The following is a 17295-nucleotide window of genomic DNA, read 5'->3' as shown; positions in this document are numbered from 1 at the left end:
GACAGCCAGCCTGGCCGCACCGGGGTCTGTCGCGAGCTGGCCGAGGTGGCCGGCCTACCGAAGGCCGCGGGTGGCCTGCCGGCAGACGATGGCCGAGGAGCCCGGGCGTGAGCGGACCCGTTCCGGGCTGGTGGCGCAGATCAAGTGGTCAGAGTGCGCTGATGGACTCCGGGGCCCGTTCCCGCCGGGACAGGGCCCGCACCACCGCGAGGGGACCGTGCCGCCAGGCGGCGATCCGGGTGAGCAGATCGGTGGTCAGCTCGGTGGCGGCCGTCGGCATCTCCGGCGTCGGCAGGTCGAGGCTGACCGCCAGATCGTCGGTGTGCACCACCAGCTCCAGCAGCCGGGTCAGCAGGAAGTCGTCGACGGCCAGTCCCCAGTCGCCGAGGTCGACGATCCGGTACGGCGGCTGCGCCGGCACCGTGCGGTGCAGCCTCGCCAGGCACCCGTCGACCTCGGCGGCGAGCCGATCGGCGGTGGTGTCGGCGGCGGCCCGTTCGCCCCGGTCGCGGATGTCGGTGTTGTCCGCGTCGTCGGCACCGGTGGTGACCCAGGCGCTGCCGGTGAAGTGCGCCAGGACGTCGATCGCGGTGAACCCGGGCGGCGCGTCGAGCAGTTCCGCCGTCCGGGTGATCTGGTTGGCGAGGTGCCGGGCCAGCCCACCGGTCGAGTAGTACGGCAGGGCGCTCGGCGACGTCCACCGCTCCGCCAGCACCGGCGTACGCAGCAGCGCGGCGGCGACGTCGGCAGCGGCGAGGTAGGCGTTCCGGGTGATGGCCTCAGGCCCGAACCCCGCGATCCGCCGCTCGGGAACGACCTCACCCAACTCGGACAACTCCACGCTCCTCGCCCCCGCCCGACGCAGCGATGGTATCCGACGCGGTATCCGGTTCGAGGTACTCGCGCAGGGTGTGCGCGTCCGGCGCGGTGGCGCTCCACAGGGTCGCCGGACCACCGGCAAGCGGCAGCCGGGCCCGCGTACCGCACACCGCGGGCGGCTCCGCCGGTCGGTTCGGGTCCACGATCAACAGCGAACCGGTGGCCGGTGCGCCGGCGAGCACCGCCGGTCCGGCCCAGCCGGGAGCGTTCGGCCCCACCGTCAGGGACTGCCGCAGCAGCGGCCGGCCGGCCAGGTCGACCCAGGTGTTGATCTCGACGGCACCGGGTGGCTCACCGTGCCGCCCGCAGATCAACTCGTCGCGCCAGTGCAGGGTGCCACCGGCGGCGACGTCCACCCGTGTGTCGGCGACGTGCGCGCAGCCGGCCGCCGCGACCAGTTGCTCGGGCAGCCAGTACAGGGCCGCCCGTTCGGCGACGGTGGCCCGGACCAGCATCCGGGACACCGCGCCGGGACGCCCCGGCAGCGCCACCGAGGCGGCCACCGTGTGCACGCGGACCGCCGCGCCGGGGCCGACCTCGACGTCCAGGCGCAGGTCGTCACCGGCCAGCGGACCGGCCGCCCCGCCGACGACGTACACCGTGACACCACCGCCCGGGGTCGGCACCTGGCGCAGCAGCAGCGGGCTCTCGCCGCGCAGGTCGGCCAGCACGGTGCGGCCGTGCCGGTCGCGCCGGGCCGCCAGCCGGGCGGTGGCCCGCATCAGGCCTGCCCAGCCGGGACGGCCTGGGCGGCCCGGTGGTGGGCCAGCTCGTGCCGGATCCAGCCGGCGACCCGGGTCGCCAGCGGATCCTCGCTGATGGACTGGAACACCGTGGGCAGGTCGCCGCGGCGGGCCCGCGCGTCCCGGTCCATCACGGACAGGTCGGCACCGACCATCGGCGCCAGGTCCGTCTTGTTGATGACCAGCAGGTCGGCCGCGGTAACCCCGGGACCGCCCTTGCGGGGCACCTTGTCCCCACCGGCCACGTCCACCACGAAGATCTGCCGGTCGACCAGGCCCCGGCTGAACGTCGCGGTCAGGTTGTCACCGCCGCTCTCCACCAGCACCAGGTCCAGCGGACCCAGGGCGTCGGTCAGGTCGTCGACGGCGTCGAGGTTGGCGCCGATGTCGTCGCGGATCGCGGTGTGCGGGCAGCAGCCCGTCTCCACCGCCCGGATCCGGGCCGGGTCGAGCACCCCGGCGCGCTTGAGGAAGTCGGCGTCCTCGGTGGTGTAGATGTCGTTCGTCACCACGCCGAGGCGCAGCTCACCGGCGAACGCCCGGCACAGCGCCGCGACCAGGGCGGTCTTGCCGGAGCCGACCGGCCCGCCGATGCCGACCCGCAGCGCCCGCGCGGCGGTCGGTAGCGGGGCGTGCGGGTCCACCCCCGGCTCGGGGTGGGTGTGGGGAACGGACTCGTCGTGGTCGAATTCAGGACGCAAAGAGACGCACCTCCCAGGTGACGTGGGCTTCGGCGTGGATGTCGGCGAGCGGAGCGGCGGCGGCGGGCAGCCGCTCCGGTGGTTCCTCGGCGGCGCGGGCCGCCCGCGCCGCGGTGGCGTCGCAGGCACCGGCGAGCCGCACCAGCAGGGCCTGCACCTGGTACGGGTCCAGGCCGAGCAGGCGTACGGCGGCACTGGCCGCGCCGGTCACCGTCGCGTGGGCGGCGACCGTGGCCACCTGCCCGGGGTCGAGGCCGGCGGCGGCACCGACGAGTCCCAGCACCAGCGGCTGGTGCGGCCCGTCCGGCGCGGCGGGCAGGTCGTCGAAGGTGACCGCCGGCCAGATCCGGCGACCGGCCCGCAGCAGCGCCCGCCCCTGCCGGCGGGACACCGACCGCTGGGCGGGCGAGGCGGTCCGGGCGTCCAGTTCGGCGTCGAGCCGGGCCAGCGCGGCGGTCCGGCCCGCCGACCAGGCCGCACCCCGGGCCGCCGCCGCGAACGCGGCCGCGACGAGTCCCGCGGTGGCCAGCCGACCCCGCAGGTACTCCCCCAGCGTGTCCAGGTCGGTCACCCGGCCGGCGGCGACCGCCGCCTCCAGTCCGGCCGAGTGCGCGTGCGCACCGGCCGGGAAGCGCCCGTCGGCGAGGAGCAGCAACATCGTCGTGGCGGCCATCAGAACAGGAAGTACCGCTGGGCCATGGGCAGTTCGGCCACCGGATCCGGCTCCACCACCACACCGTCGATCCGGACCGTGAAGGTGTCCGGGTCGACCTCGATGCGGGGCAGCGCGTTGTTCTCCGGCAGGTCGGCCTTGCCGCGCGACCGTACGTCGGCCACCGGCACCACCCGACGCCGCACGTCCAGTCGCAGCCCGGCCTCGAGCGCCGCGGGCGCGACGAACGCCAGGCTGGTCGCGGCGGCCGCGCCGCCGTACGCGCCGAACATCGGCCGGGGCAGCATCGGCTGCGGGGTGGGGATCGAGGCGTTCGCGTCACCCATCTGCGCGTACGCGATCATGCCGCCCTTGACGACCAGGTGCGGTCGTACGCCGAAGAACGCCGGCTCCCACAGCACCAGGTCGGCGAGTTTGCCCGGCTCCACCGACCCGATCTCGTGGTCGAGTCCGTTGGCCATCGCCGCGCAGATGGTGTACTTCGCGACGTACCGGCGGGCCCGGTGGTTGTCGGCGGCCCCGTCCCCGGGCAGGGCACCCACCCGGGCCTTCATCACGTGTGCGCTCTGCCAGGTTCGCAGCACGACCTCCCCGATCCGCCCCATCGCCTGCGAGTCGGAGCCGATGATGGAGATCGCCCCGAGGTCGTGCAGCAGGTCCTCGGCGGCCATCGTGGACGGCCGGATGCGGCTCTCGGCGAACGCCAGGTCCTCCGGCACCGCCGGGTTGAGATGGTGGCAGACCATCAGCATGTCGAGGTGCTCGGCGAGGGTGTTGCGGGTGTACGGGCGGGTCGGGTTCGTCGACGACGGCAGCACGTTCGGCTCACCGGCGACCGTGATGATGTCCGGCGCGTGCCCGCCACCGGCCCCCTCGGTGTGGTACGAGTGGATCGCCCGGCCGCCGATGGCGCGCAGCGTGTCGGCGACGAACCCGGCCTCGTTGAGGGTGTCGGTGTGGATGGAGACCTGCACGCCGGAGGCGTCGGCGACGCGCAGGCAGGCGTCGATCGCCGCCGGGGTGGTGCCCCAGTCCTCGTGCAGCTTGAACCCGCCGGCCCCGGCCCGCAACTGCTCCCACAGCGCCTCTTCCGAGACGGTGTTTCCCTTGCCGAGCAGCAGCACGTTGACCGGGAAGGTGTCGAGGGCCTCGTGCATCCGGGCCAGGTGCCAGACGTTCGGGGTGACGGTGGTGGCCCGGGTGCCCTCGGCCGGTCCGGTGCCGCCGCCGACCAGGGTGGTGACTCCGCTGGCGAGGGCCTCGGCGACCAGCTGCGGGCAGATGAGGTGCACGTGGGTGTCGACCGCCCCGGCGGTCAGGATCCGGCCGTTGCCGGCGATCACCTCGGTGGCCGGGCCGATCACCAGGTCCGGGTGGACACCGTCCATGGTGTCCGGGTTGCCGGCCCGGCCCAGCGCGACGATCCGCCCGTCGCGCAACCCGACGTCGGCCTTCACCACCCCCCAGTGGTCGAGGACGACCGCACCGGTGATGACGGTGTCCAGGGCGCCCTCGGCGCGGGTGGCCCGGGACTGGCCCATCGACTCACGGATCACCTTGCCGCCGCCGAAGACCGCCTCGTCGCCGCCGGCACAGTGGTCATGCTCGATCTCGATGAGCAGGTTCGTGTCGGCCAGCCGGATCCGGTCGCCCGTGCTCGGGCCGTACAGGGCGACGTAGCGGTCCCTTTCCACGCTGCTCATGCCGGCACTCCACTTCGCTCCATGCCGCCGGGCGGCGGGTCCAACCTGCTGATCCGCGCGCTCATGCCGTCCGTCCTTCGTCGAGTGCTCCGGCGCACTCGCCGCGCAGGCCCGGCACGATCCGTGCGCCACCGAGCGGCACCAGGTCCACTCGGCGGCTGACCCCCGGCTCGAACCGCACCGAGGTGCCGGCCGGTACGGCGAGCCGCTGCCCCCAGGCGACGTCCCGGTCGAAGTCCAGCGCCGGGTTGGCCTCCGCGAAGTGGTAGTGCGAACCGACCTGCACCGGCCGGTCAGCGGTGTTGACCACCAGCAGCGTGGTCACCGGCCGCCCGGCGTTGATCTCCACCGGTCCGTCGGCCGGCAGGATCTCCCCGGGGATCACGGAATCGGGTGGTGCACCGTCACCAACTTGGTGCCGTCCGGGAACGTCGCCTCCACCTGCACCTCCCCCAGCAACTCGGGGATGCCGTCCTGCACGTCGTCCCGGCTGAGCACGGTGCGTCCGGCGGCCATCAGGTCCACCACGGACTGCCCGTCGCGCGCCCCTTCGAGCAGGAAGGCGGTGATCACCGCGACGGCTTCCGGATAGTTGAGGCGCAGGCCGCGCTCGCGGCGGCGCCGGGCGACGTCGGCCGCCACGTGGACGAGCAGGCGGTCCTGCTCGTGGGGGGTGAGATACACGGGTGGCTCCCGGTGGATGTCCGCGCTCCCGTCGACCGCCGGCCCGGCGCCTCGACGCGCCGCCGCACGGTTCGGGGATCGCCCGCCGACTCGACCGTCACGCGCGTCGGACCCGGGAGTTCCACCCTCCCGGCCCACGTGACGGACCACCGGCGGTGTCATCGGATGCGGACCGCACCCACCGCTGACCAGACCGTAGAGGATCACCCACTCCCCCGGCAACACCCACAACGGCCCCCGGCCCCTGCCCCCCGCTCGCGTTGATCATGAGGTCAGCGGTGGTCGAGGGAGATCAGCTTCGCCGCCAACCTCATGGTCAACCTGGCTCGGGGTGGGGGTGAGGGTGGTCATAACGGGTGGACGGCGGGCGGTCACGGGATGCTAGCGTCGGCGGCAGGTCATGAGTGCCAGCGCGAAGCCCCGGCTTGCTGGCCGGCAACCCTCGTCCGCGCAGGGGTGCCCCGGGTGAGGACCAGGCATCGGTGCAACCACCGGTGCAAGCGTGGCCTGGGTTCCCGGGTCATCACGACCTTGAGGAGCACCATGTCGTACCGCCATCGACCTGTGGCCCGCCCGGGCCTGACCCGGCGTCGGCACGTCGACATGATGCGGGTGTGCAGCGCCGCGTGTAGCTGACCGCGTCGCCGCCCGTCACCGATCCGCCACGGACCGGCTGACCCCTCTGCCATCGATCCCATTCCCAGCGGTCCGCCCTGCGGCGGACCGTCGGTGCGGCACGTCCGTGCCCGCCGCAGCTCAACCAGGAGACACCCGTGCGATTCCTTCCTGCCCTGACCCGCGCCGCCGCCGTCGGTGTCGCCGCGCTCCTCGGCGCCGCCACCCTCACCGCCTGCGGCTCCGACTCCGCCGGCAGCGCGGCCGACAACCCGTACGGCCTGCTCCAGCCGGGCGTGCTGCGGGCCGGCACGCTCACCGACGCCCCGCCGAACGTGTACCTGAAGGACGGCACCTTCACCGGCTTCGACAACGACCTGCTGGTCGCCGCCGCCGGCAAGCTCGGCCTGAAGGTCGAGTTCGTCGGCACCGACTTCTCCGCCCTGCTCGCCCAGGTCGGCAACCGCAAGTTCGACATCGGCAGCTCCTCGATCACCATCACCGAGGCACGGAAGAAGACCGTGGACTTCGGCAACGGATACGACTTCGGCTACTTCGGGCTCGACGTGCCCGCCGGATCGCCGCTGCGCAGCTTCGACGAACTGCCCGGCAAGCGGGTGGTGGTCGTGCAGGGCACCGTCCAGGACGACTACGCCACGAACAAGGGCCTGGACCCGGTCCGCGTACCCGACTACAACGGCGCGATCAACCAGCTCAAGGCCGGTACCGCCGACGCGTGGATCGCCCCGGCCGAGATCGGTGAGAAGACCGCCGCGGACAGCGGCGGCAGGATCACGGTCGCGGCGAAGGAACTCAGCCCGGCACCCACCGCGTACGCCTTCGCCAAGGGCAACGATGCGCTGCGCGAGGCGCTGAACAAGGCCCTCGACGAGGTGATCGCCGACGGCACCTGGACCCGGCTGCAGGAGCAGTACTACCCCGGCCGACCGATCCCGGCCGACTTCACCCCGGGCAGCGGCGACGTGGTGGCACCCTCCGCATCGGTCGGCGCGGCGGCACCGTCGGCGTCGGCCGCTTCCTGACGGTAGGGCCACGAGCGAGTAGGGCGGAGGTTGACCGTGGATCCGTTGCGCACCCTGTGGGAGACGTTCTTCGACTGGGAGTCGATGCGCGAGGCGCTACCCGAGATGCTCACCGTCGGGTTGCCCAACACGCTGATCCTGGCGGTCACCGCCGCCCTGCTCGGCTCGGCGCTGGGCATCCTGCTGGCGGTGGCCGGCATCTCGCGTACCCGCTGGCTGCGGTGGCCGGCTCGGGTGTACACCGACGTGTTCCGGGGCCTGCCGGCGGCGGCGACGATCCTGCTGATCGGGGTCGGCCTGGCCCCGCTGGGCATGCGGGTCTGGGGACCGAACCCGTACCCGCTGGGCATCCTGGCGCTGTCGCTGATCGCCTCGGCGTACCTCGGGGAGATCTTCCGCTCGGGTATCCAGTCGGTGGAGGCCACCCAGCTGGAGGCGGCCCGCGCGCTGGGCTTCTCCTGGCGCGAGGCGATGCGGCGAGTGATCATCCCGCAGGGCATCCGGCGGATCCTGCCGGCCTGGGTGAACCAGCTCATCGCCCTGATCAAGGACTCCAGCCTGGTCTACTTCCTCGGCCTGCTGGCCAGCCAGCGCGAGCTGTTCCGGATCGGTCAGGACTACGCGGCGAACACCGGCAACCAGTCGGCGCTGCTGCTGGCCGGGCTGTGCTACCTCGTGCTGACCGTGCCACTGACGCACGTCGTCAACTGGATCGACCGGCGGCTGCGACACGGCCGGCCGGTGGCCGGGCCGACCGACGACCCCGACGACCTGGACCTGGCGCTGCCCGGCGCCGCCGGAGGCAACCAACGATGAACACCTCGGTCAGTCTCAGCCTGCGCGACGTGCACCTGGCCTTCGGCAGTCATCGGGTGCTGCGCGGGGTGGACCTGGACGTGGCGCGCGGCGGCACCGCCTGCGTGATCGGCCCGTCCGGGTCGGGAAAGTCCACCCTGCTGCGTACCGTCAACCGGCTCCTCGAACCGGACCGGGGTGACGTGCTGCTGGACGGCCGCAGCGTGCTGCGCGACGACCCCGACGCCCTGCGGCAGCGGATCGGCATGGTGTTCCAGCAGTTCAACCTCTTCCCCCACATGAGCGTGCTGCGCAACATCACCCTGCCGTTGCGCCGCATTCGCAAGCTCGGCGAGGACGAGGCGGTCACCCGGGCCCGGGCCGAACTCGACCGGGTCGGCCTGGCCGCGAAGGCCGACGCCCGGCCGGCGCAGTTGTCCGGCGGCCAGCAGCAGCGGGTGGCCATCGCCCGGGCGCTGGCCATGCGGCCGCAGGTGATGCTCTTCGACGAGGCCACCTCGGCGCTGGACCCGGAACTGGTCAAGGGGGTGCTGGCGCTGATGGCGGACCTTTCGTCGGAGGGCATGACGATGGTGGTGGTGACCCACGAGATGGGCTTCGCCCGCCAGGTCGCCGACACCGTCGCCTTCATGGACGCCGGGGCGGTGCTGGAGGCCGGCGAGCCGGCGGCCATCTTCGAGTCGCCACAACACCCCCGGCTACGCCGCTTCCTGTCCCAGGTGCTCTGAGCCTGGCCCCTCCGGACAACAGTGGCGGCCGGCGAGGATCGCGAGGGTTTCCCGGCGCACCTCGCCGGGCTCCCGTAAGAGGCGACGGTGGCTGAACCTGACCACCATGATGCCGACCGTGGCGAGTAACGCATCGCGCCGCAGGTCGATCTCCCGCTGGCGCGGGTCGCCGTGCGAGGCGGCACCGTCCAGCTCGATGTTGACCCGCTCCTGCTCGGCGAACAGGTCCAGGTACATGGTTCGCTGCCCCACCCGGACACGTACCCGACGCCTCAGCACCGGCATCTCCGGACCGGTGAAGACGCGGTCATGTCCCCAGATCTCCAAGGGGCTGCGACAGCCGGCATCGAGCCGGTCGATGAGTGCGGACAGTGCCGCCCGCCCGGTCAGCTTCGGAGCGAGCGCGTCACGGAGCCGGTACCCAGTGGTCATCCGGTCGTTCACAGCGCGGACAACCAGCCCGAGGCGGCTCTCCTCGGACAACAACGGCCACGAGCGCACCAGCGCCTCCTCCAGCCGGACGAGAGGCAGGCCCCGTCGCACCACGACGTGTGGTGGTTCCGCCGCAAATGCCGTCCGATGCCGCACCAGCAGACTCTCCTTGCTCCGCATCCCGGTACCAGCCGGCACATCGAGGTACACGGGCTCGCCTGCCGGTTGAGGCCGAAGGCCGTACACGTCCAGCGCGGTCAAGGCGCTCAAGGCCGCCCGGCCGTCGGCGTACGCGAGTGCCGCCCGACGGGCGACCTCGGGTGTCACACGTGCGAGCAGGTTTCTCGAATCCGCGCTGGTGAGCAACGAGCCGTCGACGTAGACCGCCGGCAGCACGCGACACAGCCAGCCACTGCGGTACGCCCGCCGCAACGTCCACGGCGGTACCACCTCAAGGGCCCGGGCGCGGGTCACCACACCACCACCAGCTTCGACGAGCGATCGGAGCAGGGCATCCACGGCGACCGAGCCTGCCCCAGGCCACGCCGACCCCCAGCCCCCTGTGGACACCACGCGGAGCTGTGGACAACCCCGCACTCCAGTGCCGCGTGTGCTATAGCTACTGATCGTTTGCAGTCAAGTGACCGGACCAGCGGCGTGTCGAGTCACTCGACTGCAAGTGATCAGTCAGATCGGTCCGAATCAGGTGGGGGTGTCGCGGCGGCGGAAGGTGGTCAGGCCGAGCGTCAGCAGGGCGGCGGCTACGGCGGTGAGGACCACCAGGGGCAGGACGGTTACGTCGACGGCGGGCACCGACGGCACGTGGGTGTACGGGGAGACGTTCAGCGCCGCCTGCGGCAGGTCCAGCGCGGCGCCCAGCTGGCCGAGCAGCAGGAACACGATGAGCACCGCCCAGCTCGACGCGACCGACAGGCGTGGCACGGCACCGAGCAGGGCGGTCACCACCCCGGCGACGACGAGCAGGGCGGGCAGCCGCAGTAGCGCGGCGCCGGTCAGGTCTACCGTCCAACCGACCGGGTCACCGACCGCCAGGCCGTACCCGAGGCCGGTGGTGGCACCGGCCAGCAGCATCAGCGCCAGCGCACCGAGCACGGCACCGGCCACCTGCGTGCCGAGCCAGCGGTAGCGGCTGACGGCGGTGGCGAGCAGCGGTTCGAGGATGCCGTCGGACTCGTCACCGCGTACCCGCAGCAGGGCCTGCACCACGTACGCCCCGATGGTCAGGGCGAACAGACCGAGCATCGCGGCCAGGAAGGCGTCGACCAGCTCGGCCCCGCCGCCGAGTTGGGCGATCGCCTCGGCGGCGGCCGGGTTGTCGGCGATCATGTCGTCGACCTCGTTGCCGGCCAGACCCATGGCGAGGCCGAGCACCGCCACCGCGACCGCCCAACCGGTCAACGCGCCACGGTGCAGCCGCCAGGTGAGTCCGGCCGGGCTGAGCAGGCCGGCCGTGGCTCGGGCCGGCCCCCGGCGGGCGGCGAGCAGGCCGGCGCCGAGGTCGCGTCGTTCGGCGAGCGCGTACGCCCCGGCGATCCCGGCGACCAGCAGGGCGACCGGCAGCGTGAGCACCCACCACCGCTCGTCGTCGAAGGCACGGATCTGGGTGCCCCAGCCCAGCGGCGACAACCAGGTGGGCCAGGCGCTGTCCAGGCGCACCCCGTCGGCGGCCGGCTGACCGAGCACGTCACCGGTGGCGCGCAGCAGGAACGCCACCCCGACCGTGGCCGAGGCGAGGGCGTTGGCGCCCCGGGAGGTCACCGAGAGCTGGGCGGTGACGGCGGCGACGCCGGTGAAGGCGAGGCCGACCCCGACGATCGCCGCGGCGGCGGCGACCGAGCCGGCGGCCGGTAGCCCGGCACCGACGAAGGCGAGCGCGAGCAGCAACCCGGCCAGCACGTTGGCGCCGACCACGACCACCAGGGCGGCGGTGAGCAGGGCGTACCGGCCGACGGCGGCGGCACCGAGCAGTTCCGCGCGACCGGTCTCCTCGTTCTGCCGGGTGTGCCGGACCACGGCGAAGGTGCTCAGCAACGCGGCGAGCACGGCCAGGGTGAGGTACGTCTCGGTGACCACCACGGCACCGAGATCGGTGCTGGCGACCGGGCCGTTGAAGGCGCGGGCGACGACGCTGGTGTTGGCTACCTCGGCGTACCCGATGCGGTTCTGCTCGTCGGGGTAGATGCTGGCCACGCTCTCGGCGAGGGCGTAGCCGATCAGCGGGCTGCCGAGCGTCCAGATGGCCAGGCGGATGCGGTCCCGACGCAGGGCGAGCCGGGTGAGTCGGCCGGTGCCGGTGAAGGCGCTCATCGGGTGCCTCCGGCCGGCGCCTGCCGGTCTGCGTCGATCGTCTCGCCGTAGTGCCGCAGGAAGAGTTCCTCCAGGGTGGGCGGTGTGCTGGTCAACGCGCGGACCTCGAAGCGGACCAGGTGGCTCAGGAGCGTGTCGAGGTGCTCGGGCTCGACCTCCAGGCGGACGCGACCGTCCACGGGGCGGACCTCGTGCACGCCGGGCAGTTCGGTCAGGCCGGTCACCGGTCGTCCGGTCTCGACGGTGACGGTGGTGCGCGCCAGGTGGCGCAGCTCGGCCAGCGTGCCGGACTCGACGATCCGGCCCTCCCGGATGATGCTGACCTGGTCGCAGAGCGCCTCGACCTCGGCCAGCACGTGGCTGGAGAGCAGGACGCTCGCGCCGGCCTGGGTGAGCTGCCGGACCTCCTCCTGGAACACCGCCTCCATCAGCGGGTCCAGCCCGGAGGTGGGCTCGTCCAGCACGTACAGCTCGACGTCGCTGGCGAAGGCGGCGACGATGGCGACCTTCTGCCGGTTGCCCTTCGAGTAGGTGCGGCACTTCTTCGTCGGGTCCAGGTCGAAGCGGCGCAGCAGTTCGTCGCGACGGCGCGGGTCCAGCCCGCCGCGCAACGCCCCGAACAGGTCGATCGCCTCCCCGCCCGAGAGGTTGGGCCAGAGGTTGACGTCGCCCGGCACGTACGCCAGCCGCCGGTGCAGCGCGACCGCGTCCCGCCACGGGTCCCCACCCAGGATGCGCACCTGCCCGGAGTCCCGACGCAGCAGGCCGAGCAGGATCCGGATGGTGGTGGACTTACCCGAGCCGTTGGGTCCGAGGAACCCGTGCACCTCCCCCGGTTCCACCGTCAGGTCGAGCCCGTCAAGTGCGCGTACGCCGCCGAAGGTCTTGACGAGGTTCTCGATGGCGATCACGGACATGGACGCCTCCTGTCGTTGCCGGTGTCTACCACTGACCGATGGTAAGGGATCCGCGCACCGCCACCGTCCGGCGGTCAGGAGCGGCTACGCTTGACGCCATGACCTGCGCGGCGACCGACGGCACCCGCAGTCGGATCATGCGCGCCGCCCTGGACCTCTTCGCCGAGCAGGGCTACCAACGCACCTCGCTGCGGCAGATCGCCGAACGGTTGCGGCTGACCAAGGCCGCCATCCTCTACCACTTCCCCAGCAAGGTGCATCTGCTCGCGGCGCTCGCCGAGCCGTTGATCCGCGACCTGGAGGCGCTGCTGGACACCGCCGGGGAGCTGTCCGGCCGGCGGGCGAGATGGACGCTGCTGGAGGGCTGGGTGGACACCATGCTCGCGCATCGTGGCCCGCTCGGCATGCTCTTCCACGACCTCGCGCTCGTCGACCGGGGCAGCACCTACCACCGGCTGGTGCGGATCGCCATGCGGGCCAACCAGATCGTCGCCGGGCCGGACGCCGAGCGACGGGACCGGGTACGGGCGGTCCAGGCCATCGCCATGTGCAGCGACCCGGTGGTGTTCATGATCGACGTTCCCGCGCCGGTGCTGCGGGCGGACATGCTGGACGGCGTCCGCCGGCTGCTGGGCGAGACGCCACCCGGTGCCCGGCAGCCGGCCGCCCGCCCCACGCCGGCGACCGATCCGGCCGCCGGCGCCGCGCCGCCCGGACAGGTGGGTCGGCGGCGGCCGGGCCGCCCCCGTGCGATGAGCCCGGAACAGGTGCGCGCCGCCCGGCGGATGCACCTGGCCGGCACCCACTCGGCCGACGAGATCGCCGCTGAGTTCGGTGTCTCGCGGGCAACCGTCTACCGCCACCTCGACGCGGAGCACAATAACGAGACAGTTACGAGATAGTTGTGAGACACCGCCGGCGGGTCACCGGACCAGGTTGATCCCGGTGTACGTGCGCGCGTGCGCCGGGAACTGCTCGTCGGTGTGCGGCGCGTAGATCCAGGTACGCAGCGAGTCGGCCGTCGTGTCGATCTCCACCAGCCGCACCGGGTTGGTGCTGCGGGAGTGGAACGTCTGCAGGAAGGAGTAGATCCGGTTGCCGTGCACCCCGGTGTCCACCCGGGACGCCGCCGTGCCGGTGTGCCCGGAGAAGACGAACCGGATGTTCGGGTACCGCCGCACGAGATTGTCGAAGACGTACTGCGGGCTGGTCGAACCGTAGCCGGCCGACTGACCGATCGAGGCGTCGCTCTCCAGGTGGTGATGGGTGACGATGACGACGTTGTGCCGGGGATGGGCCGCCACGACCGCCTTCGCCCAGTCGACGGCCGCCCGGCGCGGCCACAGTTCCAGGCTCAGCACCAGCCACCGCACCCCACCGGCGGTGTAGGTGGCGTAGGCGTTGTCCACCTTGCCCGCCTCGAACTGGCCACCCACCGCGCCGAACCGCCCGGCGGTGAAGTACCTGTTGAACACCGTCGTGTCGCGCAGCAACTGTCCGGCGGGAGTGCGCAGTTCCCCGTCCGGGCCGGCGGCCTGGGTGTCGTGGTTGCCGACGGCGAGGGTGTACGGCAGGCCGGCCGTCTCCAGCGGACGCAGCGCGGCGCGGGCCCGTTCGTACTGCGCGTGGTCGGGGGTGTCGTAGTTGACCACGTCGCCGGAGTGCGTGACGAACCGCAGGTCGAGGGTGGCGCGCTGGGCGACCAGCCAGTCGACGCGCTGACGCAGTCGGGTGTCGCGGGCGTTCAGCACCTCCTCCTGCGTGTCCGGCACCACGGCGAAGGTGAAGCGCGGGTCGACCGCCGGAGGCGGCTGCGTCCGCACGTACGCCAGGTGCGCGTTGCGGTCACACGCGCCGGTGTACCGGTCGTTGACCAGCTCGATCCGGACGTCGTGGGTACCGTCCGGCAGCTCGGCACCGACCGGATACCCGCCGTAGTCGGTGGCGCTGGTCACGGTGACCTCGCCGACCAGCGCGCCGCCGACCCTGACCCGCAGGGTCGGCCAGCCGTCGCAGTGGTCGCCGATCGCACCGACGACCAGCCGTCCGGCGCCCCGCACGACGATCGTCGCGTAGCTGGCGTTGTGCCACAGCGTGGCGTGGGTGCCCGAGGACGGCCGGGGCGTGCCCGTGGCGGCTTGGATCGAACCGTTGACCACGGTGAACGGTGACGCCGCGTGTGCCGCGCCGGCCGGTACGCCGGCCGACAGGACGACCACGACCGCCATGATCGCGCGCGTGATCCGCATGGATGCCCTCCCTGTGCCACCTCCGGCGGCTGCCGGACATCGGGATGCTAAGGCAGACCGACCGGGCATTCCGGCACCGAAACATCGACACGCAGTGACATTTACCTTGACGAAACGTGACACGTGACGCGGCGGATCGATCAGCCGACGTCGACCCAGTCAAGCGTGCGCTGCACCGCTTTCCGCCAGCCGGCGTAGCCGGTGGCCCGCTGTTCGGGCGACCAGGACGGCTGCCAGCGCCGGCTCTCGTTCCAGTTCTCCCGCAGTTCGTCGGTGTCCCGCCAGAAGCCGACGGCCAGTCCCGCGGCGTAGGCCGCGCCGAGGGCGGTGGTCTCGGCGACCACGGGCCGACTCACCGGCACGCCGAGGATGTCCGCCTGCAACTGCATGCACAGGTCGTTGACGGTGACCCCACCGTCGACCTTGAGGCACTCCAGCGACACGCCCGAGTCGCGCGCCATGGCCTCGGCCACGTCGCGGCTCTGGTAGCAGATGGCCTCCAGGGTCGCCCGGGCGATGTGCGCGTCGGTGTTGTAGCGGGACAGGCCGACGATCGCGCCCCGGGCGTCGGATCGCCAGTACGGGGCGAACAGACCGGAGAAGGCCGGTACGAAGTAGACCCCACCGTTGTCGTCGACCTGGCGGGCGAGGTCCTCGCTCTGCGCCGCACTGCTGATGATCTTCAACTGGTCGCGGAGCCACTGCACGGCCGAACCGGTGACGGCGATGGAACCCTCGAGCGCGTAGACCGGCGGCTGGCCGGCGAACTGGTAGCACACGGTGGTGATCAGTCCGGCCTCGGAGCGGACGATCTCCGGTCCGGTGTTCAGCAGCAGGAAATTGCCCGTGCCGTAGGTGTTCTTCGCCTCGCCCGGGGCGAAGCACACCTGACCGACGGTGGCCGCCTGCTGGTCACCAAGGTCCCCGGTGATCGGCACGGCGCCGGCGAACGGGCCGTTGGGCAGGGTGACGCCGTAGGCGTCCGGGTCGGAGGACGGGACGATCCGGGGCAGCATGGCGCGCGGAATGCCGAAGATGGACAGCAGCTCGTCGTCCCAGTCCAGCGTCTCCAGGTTCATCAGCATGGTCCGGCTGGCGTTCGTGGGGTCGGTGACGTGGATGCCGCCGTCGGTACCACCGGTCAGGTGCCACAGCAACCAGGTGTCGGTGTTGCCGAAGATCGCCTCACCGCGTTCGGCCGCCGCCCGCACCCCGTCGACGTGCTCCAGAATCCACTGGATCTTGCCGCCCGAGAAGTAGGTCGCCGGCGGCAGGCCGGCCTTGCGCCGGATGATCTCGCCGCGCCCGTCACGCTCCAGCGCCGAGGCGATCCGGTCGGTCCGGGTGTCCTGCCAGACGATGGCGTTGTAGTACGGCCGGCCGGTACGCCGGTTCCACACCACCGTGGTCTCCCGCTGGTTGGTGACACCGAGAGCCGCCAGGTCACCCGCGGCCAGGCTGTGCGTGTTCAGCGCCGTGCGTACGACCGTCTGGGTGCGTTCCCAGATCTCCAGCGGATTGTGCTCGACCCAGCCGGCGCGCGGCAGGATCTGCTGGTGTTCGAGCTGGTGGCGGCCGACCTCGTTGCCACCGTGGTCGAAGATCATGAACCGGGTGCTGGTGGTGCCCTGGTCCACGGCGCCGACGAAGTCAGCCATGCGGTTCTCCTTGTCCTGGTCCTCGCTGCGGGTGCGGCCTCGGGTAGATCCTTCCCGATCTCCGCGTCGCTCACCACGAACGGTTGGCGCGGGCGCTGGTCGGGTATGCCCGCCGGGCGCGGCGGCGCCGGGTGGGAGGGCCGGCGGATGCCCGGTAGCGTTCGGCAGACCACCACTGGGTCGTCGCTGGCGGCGACCGGGAGCAGGAGCGCAGCCATGCGGTTAGATCTACGCGACCGGACCATCATGATCACCGGAGCGGCGCGGGGTATCGGCGCCCAACTGGCCCGGGCGGCCGCCGCCCGGGGCGCCCGGGTCGCCCTGGTGGGCCTGGAACCGGTGCCGTTGCGGCAGGTCGCCGCCGAAGTGGGTGGGCACTGGTACGAGTGCGACGTCACCGACCAGGCGGGCCTCAACGACGCGGTCGCCTCGACCGTGCAGCGCTACGGCGGCATCGACGTGGTGGTGGCCAACGCCGGCATCGCCAACATCGGCACCGTGTCCACCGGCCCGGTCGACGCGCTGGCCCGCACCATCGAGGTGAACCTGACCGGGGTGGTCCGCACGGTCAGCGCGGCGTTGCCGCACGTGCGCGCCGCGCGGGGTCACGTCCTGATCGTGTCGTCGGCGGCGGCCTTCGCCGCCATGCCCGGGATGGCCGCGTACTGCGCGTCGAAGGCCGGGGTCGAACAGTTCGGCAACGTGCTGCGGCTGGAGAACCGCCGGCGAGGGCTGACGGTGGGCACCGCCCACCCGATCTGGATCGACACCGACCTGGTGCGCGACATCCGGGACGACCTGGCCTCGTTCCACACCGCGCAGCGCAAGCTGCCCTGGCCGCTGAACACCACGGTCAGTGTCGAGCGGTGCGCCGAGGCACTGCTGCGCGGCATCGAAGGTCGCCGACGCAAGGTCTACGTGCCCCGGTCCATCGCCCTGGTCCAGGCGCTGCGTCCGGTGGTGCTCAGCGGGTTTGCCGACCGACTGATCGACCGGTTCGGCGGCGCGGAGCTGGCCGAGCGGATGGAGGCGGAGGTACACCGTCTCGGCCGGTCCTTCGGTCGAACGTCGGTGGAGGGTGGCCGGTAGCGTCCAGATGGTTGCCCCTCGGCAAAGGTCGCGGATC

General features: G+C 72.4%; 17 protein-coding genes, 1 pseudogene and 1 riboswitch. Of the genes and pseudogenes, 6 read left to right on the top strand and 12 right to left on the bottom strand.

Going from position 1 to position 17295, the window contains the following annotated elements:
- Positions 1 to 148: 148 nt before the first annotated feature.
- The 7 genes from V5O40_RS06810 to V5O40_RS06780 form a co-directional block, all read right to left on the bottom strand.
- The gene (locus V5O40_RS06810) at positions 149 to 835 is read right to left on the bottom strand and encodes a maleylpyruvate isomerase N-terminal domain-containing protein (RefSeq protein ID WP_332904672.1); all 687 of its coding nucleotides are present in this window, start codon (positions 833 to 835) and stop codon (positions 149 to 151) included.
- Positions 819 to 1601, bottom strand: coding sequence for an urease accessory protein UreD (locus V5O40_RS06805; RefSeq protein ID WP_332904671.1), 783 nt, complete (start codon positions 1599 to 1601; stop codon positions 819 to 821). The genes V5O40_RS06810 and V5O40_RS06805 overlap by 17 nt, the downstream gene beginning before the upstream one ends.
- Positions 1601 to 2323, bottom strand: a complete 723-nt coding sequence (gene ureG, locus V5O40_RS06800; RefSeq protein ID WP_332904670.1) for an urease accessory protein UreG — start codon at positions 2321 to 2323, stop codon at positions 1601 to 1603. The genes V5O40_RS06805 and ureG overlap by 1 nt, the downstream gene beginning before the upstream one ends.
- The gene (locus V5O40_RS06795) at positions 2313 to 2996 is read right to left on the bottom strand and encodes an urease accessory protein UreF (protein ID WP_332904669.1); all 684 of its coding nucleotides are present in this window, start codon (positions 2994 to 2996) and stop codon (positions 2313 to 2315) included. Before V5O40_RS06795 ends, ureG begins: the two co-directional genes overlap by 11 nt.
- Positions 2996 to 4699: an urease subunit alpha gene (locus V5O40_RS06790; RefSeq protein WP_332904668.1), complete on the bottom strand. Its 1704-nt coding sequence runs from the start codon at positions 4697 to 4699 to the stop codon at positions 2996 to 2998. The genes V5O40_RS06795 and V5O40_RS06790 overlap by 1 nt, the downstream gene beginning before the upstream one ends.
- A 61-nt stretch (positions 4700 to 4760) precedes the next feature.
- Positions 4761 to 5084: an urease subunit beta gene (locus tag V5O40_RS06785; protein WP_332904667.1), complete on the bottom strand. Its 324-nt coding sequence runs from the start codon at positions 5082 to 5084 to the stop codon at positions 4761 to 4763.
- Positions 5081 to 5383, bottom strand: coding sequence for an urease subunit gamma (locus V5O40_RS06780; protein WP_332904666.1), 303 nt, complete (start codon positions 5381 to 5383; stop codon positions 5081 to 5083). Before V5O40_RS06780 ends, V5O40_RS06785 begins: the two co-directional genes overlap by 4 nt.
- A 396-nt stretch (positions 5384 to 5779) precedes the next feature.
- A riboswitch (SAM riboswitch) is annotated at positions 5780 to 5892 on the top strand.
- A 264-nt stretch (positions 5893 to 6156) separates the two neighbouring features.
- Here V5O40_RS06780 and V5O40_RS06775 point away from each other — a divergent pair.
- Genes V5O40_RS06775 through V5O40_RS06765 form a run of 3 tightly spaced genes read left to right on the top strand, consistent with a single transcriptional unit; the run spans position 6157 to position 8585 of the window.
- Positions 6157 to 7041 carry an ABC transporter substrate-binding protein gene (locus V5O40_RS06775; RefSeq protein WP_332904665.1) on the top strand — a complete coding sequence of 295 codons (885 nt, stop codon included), beginning with the start codon at positions 6157 to 6159 and terminating at the stop codon, positions 7039 to 7041.
- Between the two features lie 36 nt (positions 7042 to 7077).
- The gene (locus V5O40_RS06770; RefSeq protein WP_332904664.1) at positions 7078 to 7857 is read left to right on the top strand and encodes an amino acid ABC transporter permease; all 780 of its coding nucleotides are present in this window, start codon (positions 7078 to 7080) and stop codon (positions 7855 to 7857) included.
- On the top strand, positions 7854 to 8585 hold the full coding sequence (locus tag V5O40_RS06765; protein ID WP_332904663.1) for an amino acid ABC transporter ATP-binding protein: 732 nt from the start codon (positions 7854 to 7856) through the stop codon (positions 8583 to 8585). The genes V5O40_RS06770 and V5O40_RS06765 overlap by 4 nt, the downstream gene beginning before the upstream one ends.
- Here the strand turns inward: V5O40_RS06765 and V5O40_RS06760 are convergent.
- The 3 genes from V5O40_RS06760 to V5O40_RS06750 all read right to left on the bottom strand — a co-directional run bounded on the left by V5O40_RS06760 (position 8556) and on the right by V5O40_RS06750 (position 12262).
- Positions 8556 to 9536, bottom strand: a complete 981-nt coding sequence (locus tag V5O40_RS06760; RefSeq protein WP_332904662.1) for a DUF559 domain-containing protein — start codon at positions 9534 to 9536, stop codon at positions 8556 to 8558. The two genes, V5O40_RS06765 and V5O40_RS06760, sit on opposite strands and share 30 nt — an antisense overlap.
- Before the next feature lie 183 nt (positions 9537 to 9719).
- Complete coding sequence (locus V5O40_RS06755) at positions 9720 to 11345, bottom strand: ABC transporter permease (RefSeq protein WP_332904661.1); 1626 nt, start codon at positions 11343 to 11345, stop codon at positions 9720 to 9722.
- Complete coding sequence (locus tag V5O40_RS06750; protein WP_332904660.1) at positions 11342 to 12262, bottom strand: ABC transporter ATP-binding protein; 921 nt, start codon at positions 12260 to 12262, stop codon at positions 11342 to 11344. Before V5O40_RS06750 ends, V5O40_RS06755 begins: the two co-directional genes overlap by 4 nt.
- Positions 12263 to 12360: 98 nt before the next feature.
- On the opposite strand from V5O40_RS06750, the pseudogene V5O40_RS27910 reads away from it, so the two are divergent.
- Together V5O40_RS27910 and V5O40_RS06745 are read left to right on the top strand one after the other, a co-directional pair.
- Positions 12361 to 12517: pseudogene (locus V5O40_RS27910) on the top strand (helix-turn-helix domain-containing protein); the annotation flags it as partial.
- Positions 12518 to 12639: 122 nt separating this feature from the next.
- Positions 12640 to 13164 carry a helix-turn-helix domain-containing protein gene (locus V5O40_RS06745; RefSeq protein WP_408631835.1) on the top strand — a complete coding sequence of 175 codons (525 nt, stop codon included), beginning with the start codon at positions 12640 to 12642 and terminating at the stop codon, positions 13162 to 13164.
- Positions 13165 to 13185: 21 nt separating this feature from the next.
- Here V5O40_RS06745 and V5O40_RS06740 read toward each other — a convergent pair whose 3' ends face one another.
- Both V5O40_RS06740 and glpK read right to left on the bottom strand, forming a co-directional pair.
- Positions 13186 to 14511, bottom strand: coding sequence for a carbohydrate-binding domain-containing protein (locus V5O40_RS06740; RefSeq protein ID WP_332904658.1), 1326 nt, complete (start codon positions 14509 to 14511; stop codon positions 13186 to 13188).
- Between the two features lie 140 nt (positions 14512 to 14651).
- Entirely contained in the window at positions 14652 to 16169 is a 1518-nt protein-coding gene (glpK, locus tag V5O40_RS06735; RefSeq protein ID WP_332904657.1) for a glycerol kinase GlpK, read from the bottom strand.
- A gap of 216 nt (positions 16170 to 16385) precedes the next feature.
- Between glpK and V5O40_RS06730 the strand changes: the two genes are divergently transcribed.
- Positions 16386 to 17258 carry an SDR family oxidoreductase gene (locus V5O40_RS06730; protein ID WP_332904656.1) on the top strand — a complete coding sequence of 291 codons (873 nt, stop codon included), beginning with the start codon at positions 16386 to 16388 and terminating at the stop codon, positions 17256 to 17258.
- Positions 17259 to 17295: the final 37 nt, after the last annotated feature.

The sequence above is a fragment of the Micromonospora palythoicola genome, from assembly GCF_036689795.1.
In the GTDB taxonomy this organism is placed as follows: Bacteria; Actinomycetota; Actinomycetes; order Mycobacteriales; family Micromonosporaceae; genus Micromonospora; species Micromonospora palythoicola.
Note: the sequence above shows the minus strand (reverse complement) of the source record. Positions and strands in the feature narration are given on the sequence as shown.

Bases quoted from the DNA above. Each gene is read 5' to 3' on its own strand.
- V5O40_RS06805 (WP_332904671.1), bottom strand. From the start codon at position 1,601: ATGCGGGCCACCGCCCGGCTGGCGGCCCGGCGCGACCGGCACGGCCGC.
- V5O40_RS06795 (WP_332904669.1), bottom strand. From the start codon at position 2,996: ATGGCCGCCACGACGATGTTGCTGCTCCTCGCCGACGGGCGCTTCCCG.
- V5O40_RS06790 (WP_332904668.1), bottom strand. From the start codon at position 4,699: ATGAGCAGCGTGGAAAGGGACCGCTACGTCGCCCTGTACGGCCCGAGC.
- V5O40_RS06765 (WP_332904663.1), top strand. From the start codon at position 7,854: ATGAACACCTCGGTCAGTCTCAGCCTGCGCGACGTGCACCTGGCCTTC.
- V5O40_RS06755 (WP_332904661.1), bottom strand. From the start codon at position 11,345: ATGAGCGCCTTCACCGGCACCGGCCGACTCACCCGGCTCGCCCTGCGT.
- V5O40_RS06750 (WP_332904660.1), bottom strand. From the start codon at position 12,262: ATGTCCGTGATCGCCATCGAGAACCTCGTCAAGACCTTCGGCGGCGTA.
- V5O40_RS06745 (WP_408631835.1), top strand. From the start codon at position 12,640: ATGCTCGCGCATCGTGGCCCGCTCGGCATGCTCTTCCACGACCTCGCG.
- V5O40_RS06740 (WP_332904658.1), bottom strand. From the start codon at position 14,511: ATGCGGATCACGCGCGCGATCATGGCGGTCGTGGTCGTCCTGTCGGCC.
- glpK (WP_332904657.1), bottom strand. From the start codon at position 16,169: ATGGCTGACTTCGTCGGCGCCGTGGACCAGGGCACCACCAGCACCCGG.
- V5O40_RS06730 (WP_332904656.1), top strand. From the start codon at position 16,386: ATGCGGTTAGATCTACGCGACCGGACCATCATGATCACCGGAGCGGCG.